The organism is Nitrobacter sp., from assembly GCF_051535215.1.
In the GTDB taxonomy this organism is placed as follows: Bacteria; Pseudomonadota; Alphaproteobacteria; order Rhizobiales; family Xanthobacteraceae; genus Nitrobacter.
In genome coordinates, this window is record NZ_JBPPLY010000003.1 from 187,028 (window position 1) to 204,584 (window position 17,557).

Consider the following 17,557-nt stretch of genomic DNA (forward strand, 5'->3'; position numbering starts at 1 on the left):
CGAACTCGGGACAACGCCGTCGGACAGCAGCGATCAGCCCGCAAACTCGTCGGCGCGGAAACGGCGCGCGATCTGATCGAGCACCGCATTGACCATACCGGCCTCCTCCTTCTCAACGAAGGCGTGGGCAACATCAACATATTCTGACACCACCACGCGCGCCGGAACATCCTTGCGGTGTTCCAGTTCGTACGAGCCGGCGCGAAGCACCGCGCGCAGGATTGCTGCGATACGCTTCAGCGGCCAGCCCTTCGACAGCGCATCGTCGATCAACGGATCGAGCTTTCCCTGATCGCGGACGACGCCCGCCACAACGTCACGGAAGAATTCGGCCTCCGCGGGGAGATATTTGTCGCCTTCGACTTCGCTGCCGAGCCAGTGGCTGTCGAACTCCGCGAAGACGTCGTTGATGCCTGCGCCGCCGATCTCCATCTGATAAAGCGCCTGCACGGCGGCAAGCCGCGCCGCGCCGCGTCGGTTGGCTTTCCTGTCGATACTCGCCTTGATGTCCGCCATCGTGTTGTTACGCCTTCGCCAACCGGCGCTTGATCCGCAGCATTGCCAGCGCCGCCTGCGCCGCATGGCCACCCTTGTTCAATTCGCTCGCGCGCGCTCTTGCCCATGCCTGCGCCTCGGTATTGACAGTGATGATGCCGTTGCCGACCGGCACACGCCGCTGCACCGACAGATCCATCAGCGCGCGGCAGGATTCCATCGAGACGATCTCGAAATGAATGGTGTCGCCGCGCACCACGCAGCCGAGCGCAACCACCGCGTCGTAAGGCTCGCCATTTCGCTCCGCCGCATCAAGTGCCATGGCAATCGCCGCGGGGATTTCCAGAGCGCCCGGAACGGCGACGACCTCATAACCGACGCCGGCGGATCTCAGTTCCGCGACCGCGCCTTCGAGCAGCGCATCCTGAATGTCGTCGTAGAACCGCGCCTCGACGATCAGGGCGCGCGCGCCCGAGACGTCGGTCCGATCCTGAGGCGCTGCGCGCCTTGCCTCTGCCATGCCCTGCTCATCTTGTTAAGAGGAAGAATACGCGGGTCAAGTCCGCGCATGATACATTTATCGAAAGCCTACTTCATCTCGTTCAGCCGCGCCGCGTAACGCGCCATCAGGTCGACCTCGATGTTGACCTCCCTGCCCGCGTGCCACCCCCCCAGCGTCGTGACATCGAGCGTTCGCGGAATGATAAGCACCGAAAACGTTTCGTCCCGCACGGCGTTCACCGTCAGCGATACGCCGTCCAGCGTCACCGAACCCTTGGCTGCGATGAAGCGCGCCAGATCCCGGGCTGTGCGCAATTCGAAGCGCGCCATGCCATGCAGATCGTCGCGCGCAACGACCGTTGCGATTCCGTCGACATGCCCTGCGACGATGTGGCCGCCGAGTTCGTCGCCGATCTTCAACGCACGTTCGAGATTGAGACGCGCTCCCACCGGCCATTGCTTTGCCGTCGTCACGTCGAGCGTCTCAGCCCCGACATCGACGTCGAACCAGGTCCGCCCGCCGGTGACTCCCGAGGCAACAACCGTCAGGCAAATGCCGTTGCAGGCGATCGACGCGCCGTCCGCGATGGTGCTGCGATTATAGTGACAGAGGATGCGCAGCCGATGCAGCCGGTTCTGCGCCGTCGGCGTCAGGCTTTCGATCTCGCCGATGTCGCTCACTATGCCGGTGAACATCAGAACCTTCCGTAGCGGCCGAACGCTTTCGAATTCAAAACTATCCCGATTTATATCGTTTTCGAGCAAAGCGGAAAGGCTCTAGGCGCGTTCGTAAATCGTGAGCGTGTCCTGATCCAGCGTCTCGCTCGCACGAACCTTGAATTGAGACGATCGGGTGATGGCGTAGAGCGGCAGGAGGCTAAGCGCCGGCACCCCCTCGTCGCCGATCGGATCGGGACCACGCAGCAGCCACGCTTCGTCGACCAGACCGGCCGCAACAAATGAAGTTGCAACACGCGCGCCGCCTTCGACCATCAGGCGCGTGACACCCCTCTCGGACAGGGCGCGGAGAACAGCGACCAGATCGAGCCCGGGCGCGCTGGCGGCAACCGGAACGCGCACGACCTGCGCGCCGGATTCACCGAGTTTCGCGGCCGTGGAGGCTTCAATAGGGTCGGAAGCCATCACCCAAAGCGGGGTCTCGCGCGCGGACCGCACCAGCCTGCTCTCATGCGGGATACGCAGCGCGTGATCCAGCACCACGCGCGGTGGCGAGCGCGTTTCCATGCCCGGAAGCCGGCAGGTCAGGAGAGGATCGTCGGCCAGCACGGTGCCGATGCCGACCAGGATGCCGTTGCACTGCGCGCGCAGCAGATGCACCCGTGCTCTCGCCGCCTCGCCCGTGATGGCGACCGGCGTGCCTCCGGCGGCTGCGATCTTTCCGTCGCTGGACGTGGCGAGTTTGAGGATGACGTGCGGGCGCTTGTCCCGGACCCGCCGGAAATGGCCGGCATGATGTTGCGCCGCCTCGAGTGCGCAAAGGCCGACTTCGACCGCTACTCCAGCGGCTCGCAACCGGGCGTGGCCCTGCCCCGCGACCTCCGGAGTTGGGTCTTCGATGGCGGATACGACCCGTTTAATGCCGGCGGCTATCACGGCGTCGGCGCATGGCGGCGTTTTCCCGACATGCGAACATGGCTCGAGCGTGACATACAGCGTCGCGCCGCGCGCCGCCTCTCCCGCGCGCCGCAGCGCCTCGACCTCGGCATGCGGACGGCCTCCCGGCTGGGTCCAGCCGCGGCCGACGATTACATCGTCCTTCACGATGACGGCGCCGACGGCGGGATTGGGCGCGCTCGCGCCGAGGCCGCGGCGTCCCAGCGCCAGCGCCAGTTGCATGAAATGCAAATCAGCGGCCTTGGCCGTCCGGAGTTTCTCGCCGTATTGCTCTTCCAGAACGCGGAAGATCATTTGCGCAGCGGCACCTGCCGCGCGTCGTCCTCGCTGGAAAGCTCACCCAGCACCGCCTCGAAATCCTTGGCCTCCCGGAAATTGCGGTAGACCGAGGCAAAGCGCACATAGGCGACGTCGTCGAGGCTCCTCAAATGCTCCATCACGATTTCGCCGATGGTCTCGGACGAAATTTCCGCCTCGCCGCCACTCTCCAGTTCGCGGACGATGGCCGACACCATGGTCTCGACGCGTTCGGCATCGACCGGCCGTTTGCGCAAGGATATCTGCAGCGAGCGCACCAGCTTGTCGCGATCGAAGGGCACCCTCCGTCCGTTGCGCTTGATGACCGTGAGTTCACGCAACTGCACGCGCTCGAAGGTGGTGAAGCGGAAATTGCAGGCCATGCAGACGCGCCGCCGGCGGATCACAGCCGAGTCTTCCGTCGGCCGCGAGTCCTTCACCTGGGTATCCAGACTGTTGCAACTCGGGCAGCGCATCAACGCGCCTCCTCGTTCGCGTCAAGGCCGGGCTCGTCCCGGCCTTCCACATCTCTGAGCCGTCCGCCATCAAAGTCGTAGGTGCCCGGCATAAAGCCGTGCATGACGGCGGGGTTACATGGCCAAAGCTTCGTCATTACTGATAGATCGGAAAACGGTCGGTCAGCGCCTTGACCTTCTCCTTTACCGCCGCCTCGACCAGCGGAGCCTTGCCATCTTCGGCCTGCGCGATGGCGTTGAGCACCTCGGCGATCAGGCCGCCGACCTGCTTGAATTCCGCAACCCCGAAGCCACGCGTGGTGGTCGCCGGCGTGCCGAGACGAAGACCGGAAGTCACGAACGGCTTTTCGGGATCAAAAGGAATGCCGTTCTTGTTGCAGGTGAGGCCTGCGCGAACCAGCGCCTTTTCCGAGACGTTGCCTCTCAGCCCCTTGGGCCGCAGGTCCACCAGCATCAGGTGGTTGTCGGTACCGCCGGAGACGATATCGAAGCCATGGCCACGCAGGCTTTCGGCCAGCGCCTTGGCATTTTCGACGACGTTCTTCGCGTAAAGCTTGAAGTCCGGGCGCAGCGCCTCGCCGAACGCGACGGCCTTGGCGGCGATGACGTGCATCAACGGACCGCCCTGCAGGCCGGGGAAGATCGCCGAATTGAACTTCTTGGCGAGCGCCTCATCATTGCACAGGATCAGGCCGCCGCGCGGACCGCGCAGCGACTTGTGGGTAGTGGTCGTGGTCACATGCGCGTGCGGGACGGGCGAGGCATGCACGCCCCCGGCGACGAGGCCGGCGAAGTGCGCCATGTCCACCATCAGATAAGCCCCGACGCTGTCGGCGATCTCGCGGAAGCGCTTGAAGTCCCACGGCCGCGAATAGGCCGAGCCACCGGCGATGATCAGCTTCGGCTTGACCTCTTCGGCCCGCCGCGCCACCTCGTCCATGTCGATCAGGTGGTCGTCGCGCCGCACGGTGTAGTGCGCGGCCTTGAACCACTTGCCGGACATATTGACCGGCGCGCCGTGAGTCAGGTGACCGCCGGCGGCAAGATCAAGCCCCATGAAAGTGTCGCCGGGCTGCAGCAGCGCCAGGAACACCGCCTGGTTCATCTGACTGCCGGAGTTCGGCTGGACGTTGGCGAACTGGGCACCGAACAGCTTCTTGGCCCGCTCGATCGCCAGCGTTTCCACGACGTCAACCCACTCGCATCCGCCGTAATAGCGCGCGCCCGGATAACCCTCGGCGTATTTGTTGGTCAATACCGAGCCCTGCGCCTCCAGAACTGCGCGGCTGACGATATTTTCCGACGCGATCAGTTCGATCTCGTGGCGCTGGCGGCCCAACTCTCCCTTGATCGCGGCGGCGATTTCGGAATCGGCCTCGGCCAAGGCGGCCGCGAAGAAGGAATCGGGCGCAGAAGCGGTTTTGGCGGTCAAGTCCATCGACAGAATATCCTTGGCGGCGCAGCCCGTTGAGACCGGGTGCGAGCAGCAGTAACGGGCGATCGAAGCGGCCCCAGCCAGATAGCACATCGGTTTGGGGCGGCCAAGGTGTTGCGCCTGCGCTTCGATGTCCGGGCAATATATGGTGGGCGCGGGAGATTGCGAAAGATCGGAGCACCCCGCCCGCCCCTCCCCTAGGGTCGGGCCAAGCCCGGCACGGCCAGGGCCAAATCGGCGGAATAGGCCGGTCAGTGCACCCGGCTTCAGGCGGGCTGACCGGCTTATTGGGTTCGCAAGTTATTTCTCCGTGACGACCACGGTGTAGTGCACGGCGTCTGCGTCGATGGTCATCTTATAACCGCCGACCGAAAACTCGTTGTGGAGCGATTTGGCGCCGCCCGACACGGCGTCCACCTCATCCGACGTGAGAACACGAGTCTCGTTGTTTCTGGTCTGCTGGGACATTGCAGTCTCCTGAAGTTGATGTGCGTTTGGTTGACGTCAGTTTTCAGCAGCCGTCGCCGCCGAAGCTGACACAGGTGTGTTCGAAGCCGGGCCGGACAACGACGCCGTAATGATTGGCGTCGGCCTCGATCGTCATGAACATCCGGTCGACAAACACTACGGCTTTCATGCCGCCCGATACGTTGTTGAGTTCATCACCCGTGAGCGCACGGATGTCACCGGTCGTGGAAGTCCTGTTCATCGTGGTTCTCCTCGCTGATTGACACATCGTCTGTTTGACGACGCGACCAGGATGCAAGACAGAACCGGAGCGGTCCGTGATGTGAATCACGCGCCAGCGGCCTTCAATGACACAGGTCACAAAATGGAACTGGCGCCGCAAGCGCAGCAAGACATCAGCCAGCGACGAGACCGTGCTGGTCGGTGGAAACTGCGTTATTTGGAAAGATAGCGGCGGAGCGCGGCGACCGAGGGTCCGACCTGTTCGGCCGCCTCCAGTAACGTCTCGCGCGAGACATTCAGCCGGCTCGCCCAGATATCGGTCTGGGCGTGGTTACTGGTATCCACCGTGGCCTCTGGTTTCTGGTAGGCGGATATCACTGATGCAACTGGTACAAGCTGGATCATTCCCTGAATGTAGCAATCGAATCGCAGCCCGCCACAGCGCCATGCCGTAACGGTTAAGATACGGTTTCCGGTTTCGGCCAATCGGGAAACCAGATCCGCTTACGGCCATGAAATGACATGATTTCCTGGAAGACTGCGCTCACGAGACCCGGCAGGTCATACCCAATACATAACCGCCCCCGTCACCGAGAGGGCCAGTACGATGAGCGCTGTCATCGTCCAACTCCCCTGGCGAGCGCTATAGCGCCCCCGGGCTCGGCGCTCTGTGATGAGGGCGCGTTCGTACTCGTCGGAAGAGGAAAAGATGCAGGCGAAGCCGCTGCGCGCCACCGCTGCGGCAGCTTCGAGCGATCGTAAATCGCTATGAGTTGTTCTGCGTGAGATGCTCATGAGCGAATGCTGGAATCGTATAGTAAATAAAAAGTTAATATTTTCTGCGCTTGCACCGGGAAGCTGGATTTCACTACAGACTTTCTAAAAAGATGTTCGAAGGCACCGACATCCATATCTGCGTCGTCGCATAATCGGAGAGCCTGCACGCCCCCCTTGAACGTTCCCCCTACGTTCCGCGAGCTGACTCATCGGCCGAAACGGATGTCGGCCGAAACGGATGACGGCTGGTGGGAATCTGTGCTTAACGATGCAACGTCCCCAGCCCGAACGCGCTGCAATTGCCGATCCAGCAATGCCACCTTAATGAAATCCCACGTCCTATTCCGCGCGTCAGTTGCTTACGATATCAGCCGCATGTGGAAATCACGTGAATCGGGTTTTTCAGGTTTTCATCAGTTCGACCTACAACGATTTGAGGGACGAACGACAGGCCGTCAGCAACACGTTGGCAAAAGCGGGATACATGCCTGCTGGTCTGGAGGTGCTTCCGGCAACCGATCAAACGCAACTGGATTACATCAAGCGGATCATTGACCGAAGCGACTATTTCATCACGATCGTCGGCGGCCATTATGGCTCTCTCTCGCATGACGGTCTTAATTTTAGCGAAGGAGCATTTGAATACGCGCGGTCGAAAGACGTTCCGATACTTGCGTTCCTTTCTGAAACTTTTGAACCGGACGCCGGACTAAAGGAAAGACTGGATGCTTTCAAAGCTCGTTTGAGGACAGCCGGCATCGTCGAAACCTGGATCAATGAAAGCGACCTTTGCATGAAGGTCGTGATGGCCGTCGCAACCGCGGTTAACCTGAAGCCGAGAACCGGCTGGATACGCGGCGATCAAGCCATCGATCCAAAAGTCCTCCAGGAACTGGAAAGACTCCGCATCGAGAATGCGGACTTTCATCAGAAACTGGCCAATCTCAATCGCGGCTCGACGGAACTGGTCCTCGCAGGATCGGTCGATTCGATTACCGTGGAATTCCTCGTCTATCGATCTGAAGAAGGGGTTCCGGACATCGTCTCCAAGTCGATTTCATTGGGCGATGTTTTTGTCGGAATTTATGACCAGCTCCTCAAGAGCCCCTCGGAAGCCTACGTTCGAGAGCTTGTCGGATATTGGTACCGGCAGAAATTTCGCATGTCCGACTATTGGGAGCTTGGCGAAAAAAGCGCGACCGTCATCCGGGACCGGCTGGAAACCATGGGCCTGATCAGATCCCGCTCGATCATCGCGGGGTTTTCCAATCACATTGCCTGGTCCGTAACCGAAAAGGGAAAACGGTTTCTCCAGTCGCGACGCTAATGATCGACCAGATTCCGCAATCACTTAACGCGACCTCCGGATCATTTTTGTGAGGTGGTGCGCTCGGAGGGACTCGAACCCCCACGATGTTACTCACTGCCACCTCAAGGCAGCGCGTCTACCAATTCCGCCACGAGCGCTATTGGATCGGAGCCAAGGCTGATGCCCTGACCGGATCGACGGCGCCGATGTAACAAAACAATGGTGGGGGGACAAGGCCCGGCAGAACGTAAAGCGATCCGAAACAAGCATTGCCTTGGACCCATAACGATACTGGAATCAGGGGTTTCGGGTGTGCTTTTGATCCCGTCGCCTATCTTGGGTCCGTCCGTTGCCGACCCGCAACTCAGCGATTACCTGCGATCGGGGGTTCGCGGCAGCATCTGTTTGACTTCAACCGCAATGCGGTTGCGATTGACCATTACCACACCGCTGGCGACCGGCATGTTGTTGGCGAGGATCTTGACCTCGTCCTGCTCGGTAGCATCCAGTTCGATGATAGCGCCGCGGCTGAGCCGCATGACCTGATGAACGGGCATCGACGTGGTCCCCAGGACCACCATGAGATCGACGGATACTTTATCGAGCGTCGCCACGAATACGGACTCACGAACCTGCAAAATTGATACGGTCCAAGACCACCACGTTATGGTTAGACAATGGTTAATGACCGCCAGCTTCTCGATCTGAAGCCGTGTGCAGCCTCGCCCGGCAAGCCCGTCGACTGGGTCCTGTCCGATGCGCCGGTGCCCTATCCCGATGCTGTTGCCGCCATGGAGACGCGGGCGGCTGCGATCGCCTCGGGTGAAGCTCCGGAACTGGTCTGGCTGCTGGAGCACCCTCCGCTCTACACCTCAGGCACCAGCGGGCGCGAAGGCGATCTGCTGCAGACCCGCTTTCCGCTGTTTTCGACCGGGCGCGGCGGCCAGGTGACATATCACGGCCCCGGCCAGCGCGTGGCCTATGTTATGCTCGATTTGAAGCGTCGCCGTCCCGACGTGCGGGCGTTCGTCGCCGGACTCGAGGAATGGATCATCCGCACGCTCCGCGCTTTCGACGTCAAGGGCGAACGGCGGCAGGACCGGGTCGGTGTCTGGGTGGCGCGCCCGGACAAGGGGCCGGGCCATGAGGACAAGATCGCGGCGATCGGCGTGCGGCTGCGCCGCTGGGTATCGTTCCACGGCGTCTCGCTCAATGTCGAACCCGACCTCAGCCATTTCGATGCCATCGTGCCCTGCGGCGTCACCGACCCGCGCTACGGCGTCACCAGTCTCGCCGATCTCGGCCTTCGTGTCGGACTGGTAGATGTGGACATCGCGCTCCGGCGCGCCTTCGCAGAGGTGTTCGGGCCTTCGGAACTGCGTATGCCGGAAAAAGTCACCTGACCTCTGCGCTGCTGGTACGAAACCGCGTGGTCGCAGGCCGTGGCGCCATGGTTTGCTTACACCGTCGGAAGTTGTGAGAAGCGCTCGCCGGGCCGGATCAACTTTAAGGCGGCCGCCGTCACAAGCTGATCCTCGATCGCATCGACGCGCGCGGATTCCGGTCCGTTCCGGCAGTGTGCCACCATGTCGGCGACGGCTTCGGCGCGTCCCGTGAACAAGGCCTCGACGCTGCCGTCACGGCGGTTTCGTACCCAGCCGGCAACGCCGAGACGGATGGCTTCGATCGTCGCCCAGTAGCGGAAGCCGACGCCCTGCACGCGGCCGCGGATCACGATCTGACGAACTACATCGTCCATTGGCGTTTCATTTCCGGCACTTCACGCCGCGCGCGGACAAGGCTTCAAGGCGCTGGCGAACACCGCCATCTCACGCAAATTCGAGGACCAGCGCATCGACCGCCAGGGTCGACCCTGGAACGGCTGCGATCTTCTTGATGACTCCGTCCTGCTCGGCCCGCAGCACGTTCTGCATCTTCATGGCTTCGATCACCGCCAGCGTCTCGCCGGCCTTGACTTCCTGTCCCTCCGTCACGGCGATCGAGACGACGAGGCCCGGCATCGGACACAGCAGCTTCTTGCCGTTGTCGGCCGCCGTCGCCGCCGGCATTAGCCGCGCCGCCCCCGCCTCGGTTTCGGTGAACACGTTGACCACGATCTCGAAGCCTTGATGCGCGAGCCGGAATCCGTTTGCGACAGGCCTGACCTGCATCGCGACCGGATTGTCGTCGATCATACCTTGCCAGACCGCCTGGCCCGGCACCCAGCGCGAGAGCAGCCTATAGGTGTCGCCGGCATCTCCATCCGTCGCGACGAAGCGGACCGCGATGACATCGCCTTCGCGGGCGACATCGAGCAGGATTTCATCGCGGCCGAGCCAGACCGCACGGCGACCTTCGCGTCTGACGACACGACCGGACATCTGGCCGGAAATCCGTCGCTTGCGTTCGCCGAGTACGTGATCGATGGCAGCCGCCACCGCGGCCAGCCTGAACGCCGTCTCTCCTTGTGGTGTCCGCGCCGTAAATCCGTTTGGGAATTCCTCGGCGATGAACCCGGTCGAAAGGTGGCCGGCGCGCCAGCGCGGATGGTGCATCAGGGCCGACAGAAAAGGAACGTTATGCCGGATGCCGTCGATGTAAAACGCGTCGAGCGCGTGAGCCTGCGCCTCGATGGCGGCCCGGCGCGAAGGCCCGTGCGTCACGAGCTTCGCGATCATCGGATCATAGTGGATGGAAATCTCGCCGCCCTCGTACACCCCCGTATCATTGCGCACAACGATGCCGTCCCGGTTCGTTTCTGCCGGCGGACGATATTTGACGAGGCGGCCGACCGAGGGCAGGAAACCGCGGAACGGATCTTCCGCATAGACGCGCGATTCAACCGCCCATCCCGTCAGCGTCACATCCTTCTGCGCGATCAAGAGTTTTTCTCCGGCTGCGATGCGGATCATCTGCTCAACCAGATCAATGCCGGTGACCAGTTCCGTGACCGGATGCTCGACCTGGAGCCGCGTGTTCATTTCGAGAAAGTAGAAGCTCTTGTCCTGGCCGGCGACGAATTCGACAGTGCCCGCCGAGTCGTAATTCACCGCCCGAGCCAGCGCGACGGCCTGTTCGCCCATCTTGCGCCGGGTGGCCTCGTCAAGCAGCGGCGACGGCGCCTCCTCGACGACCTTCTGATTTCGCCGCTGGATCGAGCACTCGCGCTCGCCAAGGTAGATCGTGTTGCCATGCTTGTCGCCGAGCACCTGGATTTCGATATGGCGGGGATCGATGATGAATTTCTCGATGAAGACCCGGTCGTCGCCGAACGACGACTTCGCCTCGGCCCTCGCGAGATTGAACCCTTCGGCGACCTCGGCGCTCGCATGCGCAATGCGCATGCCCTTTCCGCCGCCTCCCGCCGATGCCTTGATCATCACGGGATAGCCGATCTCGTCCGCGATCTTGACGGCGTGCCGGTCATCCTCGATCACGCCGAGATAGCCTGGAACGGTCGAAACTCCGGCCTTTGCCGCGGCCTTTTTGGATTCGATCTTGTCGCCCATCGCCGCGATCGCTGTGGGATTCGGCCCGATGAAAACCAGGCCGGCATCCGCGAGCGCGCGGGGAAACGCCTCGCGCTCCGACAGAAAGCCGTATCCGGGATGCACGGCCTGCGCCCCGGTCCTGCGGCAGGCGTCCACGATCTTCTCGATGACGAGATAGCTCTCGGCCGCCGGCGGCGGCCCGATCAGAACGGCCTCATCGGCCATCTCGACGTGAAGTGCGTCGCGATCGGCCTCCGAATACACGGCTACGGTTTCGATGCCCATTCGGCGGGCCGACTTGATGATCCGGCAGGCGATCTCGCCGCGATTGGCGATCAGTATCCGTTTGAACATCTGCCTGTTGACCTGCAACCTTGAGGCGCGGTCCAGTCTTCCGGACGGTCTGCGCGATCTGGCCTTGGAACGCGGCGAACCATTCCCTCGTACAGAAAAAAGAAAACAGGAGCAAAGACTTTTCGGCCGGAACGCCCGTGCAGGATCTCCGCGAGGCCTACATGCCGAGATCGAAAATGTTCGGAAAATGAACCAACGGCAGGGTCGCCGCGCCGATCAGGCTCGCAACCAGCGCCATCAAATGACGATTGCTGCGGCGCTTGCCGCGCATCTGGGTTGCGATCCATTCCAGCACTTCGATATTGACGCCCACTGCCCTGGTCGGGGCCCAGCTTTCGATCGCGGTCGTCGGCGCCAAGGCGATGCTGCGCGGCGGCACCGGCAGGCCTGAGGCGGATGCAGCGTGATGCACGATCGCTTTGGTAAAAAGATCATCGAACTGTCCGTCGTCGCATCGCTCGGCAGCGGCATCGTTGATTTCGAACAGGGCTTCGGCCTCCTCCCGGCTCACCGGCCGGTTATCCACGGCAACAGCCGTCAGGAGCCGCGCGCACCATGACGCATCGGTGGAGTCGAGCACGCGGGAAAAGTGAACGCGGCCGCGTGCGGTCGGCCCTTCCCCAGTGATGACGCTGTCGCGAACGGTAGCGAGCGCGGCAACCACGGCTTCCGGGCTGGTAATGGTGGAAATGTCGATCGGGCCGACGGCGGAGGTGTCGGAAGACATAGGCTTGGTTCTCACTTCTGGATTTGGTCTACACACTCACACGCACGTGAATCGTTCGTTAAAATCCGGCAATCCGCTGATGCGCTCTGAATACCCCGACGTCGGTTTGTCGCCGCGACTAGCATCGCGGTTCATGTCGATCGCAGTACCGTTCGGCGCGCGTGGGGCATGGCCGCGGCAACATCGCGGCATCTCGATCACAAAGCCGTAGGCGTTAATTCGTCGGACCGACCGGGACCCGACAGGAAGATGCTCCGCAACGCTTGCGCCAAGAAAGATATTATCCTTTTTGATTATCCGGTTCCGTTTCCCACTCCTGCCGCCTATATTCGCCATATCCCGCCGTTAATTGACACAAGGACGTGACGATGACTTTATCGATTGGTTCGCCTGCGCCGGACTTCGAAGCAGAAAGCACCGAAGGCCACATCAGCTTCCACAAATGGCTCGGCAACGGCTGGGGACTTTTCTTCTCTCATCCGAAGGATTTTACGCCCGTCTGCACCACTGAGCTCGGCGCCGTCGCACGGCTCAAGCCGGAGTTCGACAAGCGCGGCGTCAAGCTGATCGGCATCAGCGTCGACCCGACCGACAAACATCATCTGTGGTCTAAGGACATCGAGGAGACGCAAGGCGTCGCGCCGAACTATCCGTTGATCGCCGACGTCGATTTCAACGTCGCCAAGCTCTACGGCATGCTCCCGGCCAGCACCTCGGGCGACGTCAACAAGCGGACGCCAGCGGACAACCAGACCGTGCGCAATATCTTCGTGATCGGCCCCGACAAGCAGATCAAGCTGGTCTTCGTCTACCCGATGAGCACCGGCCGCAATTGGCAGGAAGTGCTGCGCGCGATCGACTCCCTGCAACTCACCGCCAAGCACAGCGTCTCCACGCCGTCGGACTGGAAGCCGGGCGACGACGTGTTCCTCTCCGCAGCGGTGCCGGAGGAAGAAGCGCGCAAGAAATTCCCCAAGGGCTGGAAATCGCCGAAGCCGTATTTCCGCATCGTCGAGCAGCCGAAGGACTAGGCCGTCCTCGCGTTCAGAAGAGTGCATGAAGGGACGCCACGGCGTCCCTTCTTTTTTATGGCATGCTCGCGGTTGCCGCCATGCGCGCACGAACCTATGCTAGGCGGTGACAGCAGTTTGCGCGGCGACGCGCGCAACCTCCCCTACCGATAGAGAATTGGAAACCACCATGCACGTTCGCGCCGCAGTCGCCATTGCCGCCGGCAAGCCGCTGGAAGTCACGACCGTGGAACTCGATGGGCCGCGCGAGGGCGAAGTCATGGTCGAGATCAAGGCCAGCGGCGTCTGCCACACCGACGAGTTCACGCTGTCAGGCGCCGATCCGGAAGGACTGTTTCCGGCGATTCTCGGCCATGAGGGTGCCGGCGTGGTCGTCGATGTCGGCAAGGGCGTGACGTCGGTGAAGAAAGGCGATCACGTCATTCCGCTCTACACGCCGGAATGCCGGCAATGTCCGTCATGCCTGTCGCGCAAGACCAATCTCTGCACGGCAATCCGCGCCACCCAAGGCCAGGGGCTGATGCCCGACGGCACGTCCCGCTTCTCGCTCGATGGCAGGAAGATCCACCATTACATGGGTACTTCGACCTTCGCCAATTATACCGTGCTGCCGGAGATCGCGGTCGCGAAAATCCGTGAGGACGCGCCATTCGACAAGGTCTGCTACATCGGCTGCGGCGTGACCACCGGTATCGGCGCGGTCATCAATACGGCGAAGGTGGAGCCCGGCGCGAAGACGATCGTGTTCGGCCTCGGCGGCATTGGATTGAACGTGCTGCAGGGGCTGCGGCTCGCCGGCGCCGACATGATCATCGGCGTCGACATCAACGACGACCGCAAGGCGTGGGGTGAACGCTTCGGCATGACTCACTTCGTCAACCCGACGGACATGGGCAAGGATCTCGTCCCTCACCTCGTGGACATGACCAAGTCGGGCGCTGATCAAATTGGCGGCGCTGACTACACCTTCGACTGCACCGGCAACGTCAAGGTGATGCGTCAGGCGCTCGAAGCCTGTCACCGTGGATGGGGACAGTCGATCGTGATCGGCGTTGCCCCCGCTGGCGCCGAAATCGCGACGCGGCCGTTCCAGCTCGTCACCGGCAGGGTCTGGAAGGGCACCGCGTTCGGCGGCGCGCGCGGACGCACCGATGTGCCGAAGATCGTCGACTGGTACATGCAGGGTAAAATCCAGATCGACCCGATGATTACTCACGTCATGCCGCTCGACGACATCAACCGGGCGTTCGACCTGATGCACAAAGGCCAGTCAATACGCAGCGTCGTGACGTTCTGAATCGAAATAGCGCATGAGCGATTCTACAAAGCAACCACCTTTCGCGCTTGTCGCAGCTCATACTCCGCCTCGCACGAAGCCGTCGAACTATCCCGAGCCATTTTTCTCGCGGATGCTGAAGCGGGAAAAACGTCCGCTGGGCGATCATTTCGGCCTGACAAATTTCGGCGTGAACCTGACGAAGCTGTTTCCAGGCGGGGAATCCGCGCTGCTGCACCGGCACAGCAAGCAGGACGAATTCATCTACATCCTCGAAGGACGGCCGACCCTCGTCACGGATGAAGGTGACATCGATCTCGAGCCTGGCATGTGCGCGGGTTTCCCAGCCGCCGGCCGTGCCCATCACCTCATCAATCGGACGGCTGCTGATGTGGTTTATATCGAGATCGGGGATCGTTCACCCGGCGACGAAGACAGCTACCCCGCCGATGATATTCAGGCGAAAATGGCTGCACCCGGCCGCTGGATATTTACACGCAAGGACGGAACACCCTACGGCTAGAGCCTGTTTCAACTGCGTTGAACCAGACTTGTCGCTTATCTTTTGTTTGAGCATGATCTTTCCCCGAAAACCGGTTTCCCCTTCGGGATCACGCTCTAAGCACGATGCAAAACCATACGGGAATGAGAGGGCGGCAGCACACTCGAGCAAAAATCCGGAGCGATGCGATCATCGATGCATCAGCTTGCCTGCCGAAGCAGGCTGCGGCGGCGCCGTATCGAGCGCTGCGATCTGTTCGGCAAAGTGACGATAGAAATCCTGCATGTCCTCGCCGGCGAGTTCGCGACACCGCGCCAGCGCCGTGTTCGCCTCTTGTAAATGACGGGTTTTGATCGCGCCCAGCAGCACACCGTGCATCCGCTTCCATTCGGCGAACTCAGGCGATGCCGCCACCGCCTCATCTCCCGCGATCGTGTAGATTTTGGTCGGCCGCGACTTGCCTTTCAAAAGAATTTCGCCCGCCTCCAGTAACGCGATCCCTTTTGCCCGCTGCGCCACGTCCTCCGAAACCAGAAGGTCCACATTAAGCGCCTTGCTCGCAGACTCGATCCGGGCCGCGACGTTCACAACGTCGCCCATGGCGGAATAATTGAATCGCCTTTGCGATCCCATGTTGCCGACGCAGGCCAATCCGGCATTGATGCCGACCCCGATCCTAACGCGAGGATCCCCGAAACCGCGCGCCGAAAATCCGAAGACGTCGGCATCGTTGAGTGCGTCAATCGCGGCGCGCATTTTGAGCGCGGCGCGACAGGCCCGGGTCGCATGATCGGGAACCTCGACCGGAGCGTTCCAGAACGCCATAATCGAGTCACCGATGTACTTGTCGATCGTCCCCATCTCATCCTGGATCGCATCCGACAGCGGCGCCAGCAGCGTATTGATGAAATCGACCAGTTCCGTCGCCGACAGGGCTTCAGAGATTGGCGTAAAGCCGCGCACATCCATGAACATCACGGAAATGTCGCGGGACTCGCCGCCAAGGCGCATCGCCTGCGGCGAATTTTCAAGCTGAGCGAGCAACTCTGGCGCGAGATATTGACCGAAGGCCTGGCGCACAAACTTCTTCTCGTGGTCGGAGGCGACGTGGAGTACGCGCTCGACCGCGATATAAACCGCCAGTGCCGCAAGCGACGGGAAGATGGGGTCGATCAGCAAGCGGAAATGCGAAAACGCGATCCACGATCCCGCGAGTCCTGCAAGGAACACCACGACGCCGGCATAGAATGAAAACCGGGCGCCAAACGCCAGCACCAGGCCCGCGACCAACGCACCGAACAGAACGGTCAGGACGATCTCAAGCCCGTTTGTCCAGTCCGGGCGCTCGATGAAATCCTGCGCGAGGATTTGTTCGATCAGTTGGGCCTGGATCGCCACGCCCGGAACCAATCCCCCGAGCGGCGTCGCACGCGAATCCATCAGGCCCGCGGCCGATGCGCCAACGAGGACGATCGCGCCATCGATCAGAGGCTTGACCGCGGCTTCCTTGGCGGGATCGAGAATGTCTTTCACGGACACGTAACGTTGCGGCTGGTCGCGGCTGAAATAGACCCAGGACTCTCCGTTGCTGGTCAACGGTAGCTTGAACGCCCCGACCCGCATGTCGATCAGCGCGGCGTGGCCGGTGTCGCTGTCGCCGCTCGATCCGGTCCCGCGGACGATGATGCTTTTCTGGTTCTGGGCGACGCGCAGCGCCTCGACCGCCAGACCAGGATAAACGTTCGTGCCATCGGAAAACAACATCGGCACGCGGCGCACGATGCCGGCGCGGTCATGGGAACTCAGATTGATGCCGCCGATGCCCGCGGCCGTTTCATTGAGGATCGGCAGGCTCGACACCGTGCCGTGAAACGGCGCCAGCACCTTGGCCGGGTTGACGCCGACGAAGGCCAGCCCGGCTCGCACCGGCGGGCGCTGGGCGTTGGCTGCGTTGCCGGCGGCAAAGCCGAGCACCACACCTGTCTTGCCAATGGCGTCCGCGAACGCCCGATCATGATCCGGCAGGTTCGCAAGCAGTTTCAGGGTCTGATCGAGATCGGGGGCGCCGGAATCTTTCAGATCGTTGGCGAGCCGGCTCGGCGTGGTGCGATCCGGCTCGGAAAATATGACGTCGTATGCGATCACGCCGGAGCCAAGGTCGGCAAGCCGTCGCGTCAGCGCGGCAAGACGCGTCCGCGGCCATGGCCATTGTCCGTATTCGGTGATTGAGGCCTCGTCGATATCGACGATACGCACCGGCTGATCGGTATAAGCGCGCGGCTTTAGCCGCTGATAGGTATCGAAGGTACGCTCTTTCAATTCGGTGACGATGCGTGGATCGTAAGCGCGCAGCGAGGTGAGCAGGACAAGCGTCGCCACCGCCGCGCCAACGGCGCGAAGGTTCTTGTTGCGCATCAGCCGGCGCAGACGCGCCGCCGCCAAAATGATCCGGACGCGCAGGGTGCCGCGGAAACGCGCCGCAGCCTTCATCGTCCGATCTCGACGTAGCTATAGTCACTCACCGTTTCACAAAAACGGTGAGTTTCTTGCTGTGACGCGTT

Annotated in this window: 20 protein-coding genes and 1 tRNA gene; 5 read left to right on the top strand and 16 right to left on the bottom strand. The window is 61.8% G+C overall.

What is annotated here, in order from left to right; translation table 11 throughout:
• Positions 1-33: 33 nt before the first annotated feature.
• The 10 genes from nusB to ACS3WB_RS05315 form a co-directional block, all read right to left on the bottom strand.
• Positions 34-516 (bottom strand): transcription antitermination factor NusB, encoded by a 483-nt coding sequence (gene nusB, locus ACS3WB_RS05270; protein ID WP_438274517.1) that lies wholly within the window; start codon positions 514-516, stop codon positions 34-36.
• Between the two features lie 7 nt (positions 517-523).
• The gene (gene ribH, locus ACS3WB_RS05275; RefSeq protein ID WP_438274518.1) at positions 524-1,015 is read right to left on the bottom strand and encodes a 6,7-dimethyl-8-ribityllumazine synthase; all 492 of its coding nucleotides are present in this window, start codon (positions 1,013-1,015) and stop codon (positions 524-526) included.
• Between the two features lie 68 nt (positions 1,016-1,083).
• A complete protein-coding gene (locus ACS3WB_RS05280) occupies positions 1,084-1,692 on the bottom strand; it encodes a riboflavin synthase (RefSeq protein ID WP_438274519.1) in 609 nt (202 codons plus the stop codon).
• Between the two features lie 81 nt (positions 1,693-1,773).
• Positions 1,774-2,925: a bifunctional diaminohydroxyphosphoribosylaminopyrimidine deaminase/5-amino-6-(5-phosphoribosylamino)uracil reductase RibD gene (gene ribD / locus ACS3WB_RS05285; protein WP_438274520.1), complete on the bottom strand. Its 1,152-nt coding sequence runs from the start codon at positions 2,923-2,925 to the stop codon at positions 1,774-1,776.
• Positions 2,922-3,404, bottom strand: a complete 483-nt coding sequence (nrdR, locus tag ACS3WB_RS05290; RefSeq protein WP_292614511.1) for a transcriptional regulator NrdR — start codon at positions 3,402-3,404, stop codon at positions 2,922-2,924. Before nrdR ends, ribD begins: the two co-directional genes overlap by 4 nt.
• Positions 3,405-3,540: 136 nt before the next feature.
• Positions 3,541-4,842 (bottom strand): serine hydroxymethyltransferase, encoded by a 1,302-nt coding sequence (glyA, locus tag ACS3WB_RS05295; RefSeq protein WP_438274521.1) that lies wholly within the window; start codon positions 4,840-4,842, stop codon positions 3,541-3,543.
• A gap of 297 nt (positions 4,843-5,139) precedes the next feature.
• Positions 5,140-5,307: a hypothetical protein gene (locus tag ACS3WB_RS05300; RefSeq protein ID WP_438274522.1), complete on the bottom strand. Its 168-nt coding sequence runs from the start codon at positions 5,305-5,307 to the stop codon at positions 5,140-5,142.
• Between the two features lie 43 nt (positions 5,308-5,350).
• Positions 5,351-5,548 (bottom strand): hypothetical protein, encoded by a 198-nt coding sequence (locus ACS3WB_RS05305; RefSeq protein ID WP_319798168.1) that lies wholly within the window; start codon positions 5,546-5,548, stop codon positions 5,351-5,353.
• A gap of 194 nt (positions 5,549-5,742) precedes the next feature.
• On the bottom strand, positions 5,743-5,874 hold the full coding sequence (locus tag ACS3WB_RS05310) for a DUF3606 domain-containing protein (RefSeq protein ID WP_438274523.1): 132 nt from the start codon (positions 5,872-5,874) through the stop codon (positions 5,743-5,745).
• A 216-nt stretch (positions 5,875-6,090) separates the two neighbouring features.
• Entirely contained in the window at positions 6,091-6,324 is a 234-nt protein-coding gene (locus ACS3WB_RS05315) for a hypothetical protein (protein WP_438274524.1), read from the bottom strand.
• A gap of 370 nt (positions 6,325-6,694) precedes the next feature.
• On the opposite strand from ACS3WB_RS05315, the gene ACS3WB_RS05320 reads away from it, so the two are divergent.
• Complete coding sequence (locus ACS3WB_RS05320; protein ID WP_438274525.1) at positions 6,695-7,633, top strand: DUF4062 domain-containing protein; 939 nt, start codon at positions 6,695-6,697, stop codon at positions 7,631-7,633.
• Positions 7,634-7,688: 55 nt separating this feature from the next.
• Here the strand turns inward: ACS3WB_RS05320 and ACS3WB_RS05325 are convergent.
• Both ACS3WB_RS05325 and ACS3WB_RS05330 read right to left on the bottom strand, forming a co-directional pair.
• Positions 7,689-7,773 (bottom strand) — tRNA-Leu (locus ACS3WB_RS05325).
• A 213-nt stretch (positions 7,774-7,986) separates the two neighbouring features.
• Positions 7,987-8,229, bottom strand: coding sequence for a FliM/FliN family flagellar motor switch protein (locus ACS3WB_RS05330; RefSeq protein ID WP_292614625.1), 243 nt, complete (start codon positions 8,227-8,229; stop codon positions 7,987-7,989).
• Positions 8,230-8,292: 63 nt separating this feature from the next.
• On the opposite strand from ACS3WB_RS05330, the gene lipB reads away from it, so the two are divergent.
• Complete coding sequence (gene lipB, locus ACS3WB_RS05335) at positions 8,293-9,018, top strand: lipoyl(octanoyl) transferase LipB (protein ID WP_438274526.1); 726 nt, start codon at positions 8,293-8,295, stop codon at positions 9,016-9,018.
• A gap of 56 nt (positions 9,019-9,074) precedes the next feature.
• Here the strand turns inward: lipB and ACS3WB_RS05340 are convergent, their stop codons facing one another.
• The 3 genes from ACS3WB_RS05340 to ACS3WB_RS05350 form a co-directional block, all read right to left on the bottom strand.
• Positions 9,075-9,374, bottom strand: a complete 300-nt coding sequence (locus ACS3WB_RS05340) for an acylphosphatase (protein WP_438274527.1) — start codon at positions 9,372-9,374, stop codon at positions 9,075-9,077.
• 70 nt (positions 9,375-9,444) lie between these two features.
• Positions 9,445-11,460: an acetyl-CoA carboxylase biotin carboxylase subunit gene (locus ACS3WB_RS05345; protein ID WP_438274528.1), complete on the bottom strand. Its 2,016-nt coding sequence runs from the start codon at positions 11,458-11,460 to the stop codon at positions 9,445-9,447.
• Positions 11,461-11,617: 157 nt separating this feature from the next.
• Positions 11,618-12,187: a hypothetical protein gene (locus ACS3WB_RS05350; protein WP_438274529.1), complete on the bottom strand. Its 570-nt coding sequence runs from the start codon at positions 12,185-12,187 to the stop codon at positions 11,618-11,620.
• A gap of 368 nt (positions 12,188-12,555) precedes the next feature.
• On the opposite strand from ACS3WB_RS05350, the gene ACS3WB_RS05355 reads away from it, so the two are divergent.
• From ACS3WB_RS05355 to ACS3WB_RS05365, 3 genes are all read left to right on the top strand, one after another.
• Positions 12,556-13,218: a peroxiredoxin gene (locus ACS3WB_RS05355; RefSeq protein ID WP_438274530.1), complete on the top strand. Its 663-nt coding sequence runs from the start codon at positions 12,556-12,558 to the stop codon at positions 13,216-13,218.
• Positions 13,219-13,387: 169 nt separating this feature from the next.
• Positions 13,388-14,515, top strand: coding sequence for an S-(hydroxymethyl)glutathione dehydrogenase/class III alcohol dehydrogenase (locus ACS3WB_RS05360; protein WP_438274531.1), 1,128 nt, complete (start codon positions 13,388-13,390; stop codon positions 14,513-14,515).
• Positions 14,516-14,627: 112 nt separating this feature from the next.
• Positions 14,628-15,017 carry a cupin domain-containing protein gene (locus ACS3WB_RS05365; protein ID WP_438274532.1) on the top strand — a complete coding sequence of 130 codons (390 nt, stop codon included), beginning with the start codon at positions 14,628-14,630 and terminating at the stop codon, positions 15,015-15,017.
• Between the two features lie 168 nt (positions 15,018-15,185).
• Here the strand turns inward: ACS3WB_RS05365 and ACS3WB_RS05370 are convergent, their stop codons facing one another.
• Entirely contained in the window at positions 15,186-17,486 is a 2,301-nt protein-coding gene (locus ACS3WB_RS05370) for a CHASE2 domain-containing protein (protein WP_438274533.1), read from the bottom strand.
• Positions 17,487-17,557 lie beyond the last annotated feature (71 nt).

Bases quoted from the DNA above. Each gene is read 5' to 3' on its own strand.
- ACS3WB_RS05370 (WP_438274533.1), bottom strand. From the start codon at position 17,486: ATGAAGGCTGCGGCGCGTTTCCGCGGCACCCTGCGCGTCCGGATCATT.
- ACS3WB_RS05280 (WP_438274519.1), bottom strand. From the start codon at position 1,692: ATGTTCACCGGCATAGTGAGCGACATCGGCGAGATCGAAAGCCTGACG.
- ACS3WB_RS05300 (WP_438274522.1), bottom strand. From the start codon at position 5,307: ATGTCCCAGCAGACCAGAAACAACGAGACTCGTGTTCTCACGTCGGAT.
- ACS3WB_RS05360 (WP_438274531.1), top strand. From the start codon at position 13,388: ATGCACGTTCGCGCCGCAGTCGCCATTGCCGCCGGCAAGCCGCTGGAA.
- ACS3WB_RS05355 (WP_438274530.1), top strand. From the start codon at position 12,556: ATGACTTTATCGATTGGTTCGCCTGCGCCGGACTTCGAAGCAGAAAGC.
- ACS3WB_RS05350 (WP_438274529.1), bottom strand. From the start codon at position 12,187: ATGTCTTCCGACACCTCCGCCGTCGGCCCGATCGACATTTCCACCATT.
- lipB (WP_438274526.1), top strand. From the start codon at position 8,293: ATGGTTAATGACCGCCAGCTTCTCGATCTGAAGCCGTGTGCAGCCTCG.
- ACS3WB_RS05315 (WP_438274524.1), bottom strand. From the start codon at position 6,324: ATGAGCATCTCACGCAGAACAACTCATAGCGATTTACGATCGCTCGAA.
- glyA (WP_438274521.1), bottom strand. From the start codon at position 4,842: ATGGACTTGACCGCCAAAACCGCTTCTGCGCCCGATTCCTTCTTCGCG.
- nrdR (WP_292614511.1), bottom strand. From the start codon at position 3,404: ATGCGCTGCCCGAGTTGCAACAGTCTGGATACCCAGGTGAAGGACTCG.
- ACS3WB_RS05340 (WP_438274527.1), bottom strand. From the start codon at position 9,374: ATGGACGATGTAGTTCGTCAGATCGTGATCCGCGGCCGCGTGCAGGGC.
- ACS3WB_RS05365 (WP_438274532.1), top strand. From the start codon at position 14,628: ATGCTGAAGCGGGAAAAACGTCCGCTGGGCGATCATTTCGGCCTGACA.
- ACS3WB_RS05345 (WP_438274528.1), bottom strand. From the start codon at position 11,460: ATGTTCAAACGGATACTGATCGCCAATCGCGGCGAGATCGCCTGCCGG.
- nusB (WP_438274517.1), bottom strand. From the start codon at position 516: ATGGCGGACATCAAGGCGAGTATCGACAGGAAAGCCAACCGACGCGGC.
- ribD (WP_438274520.1), bottom strand. From the start codon at position 2,925: ATGATCTTCCGCGTTCTGGAAGAGCAATACGGCGAGAAACTCCGGACG.
- ACS3WB_RS05305 (WP_319798168.1), bottom strand. From the start codon at position 5,548: ATGAACAGGACTTCCACGACCGGTGACATCCGTGCGCTCACGGGTGAT.
- ribH (WP_438274518.1), bottom strand. From the start codon at position 1,015: ATGGCAGAGGCAAGGCGCGCAGCGCCTCAGGATCGGACCGACGTCTCG.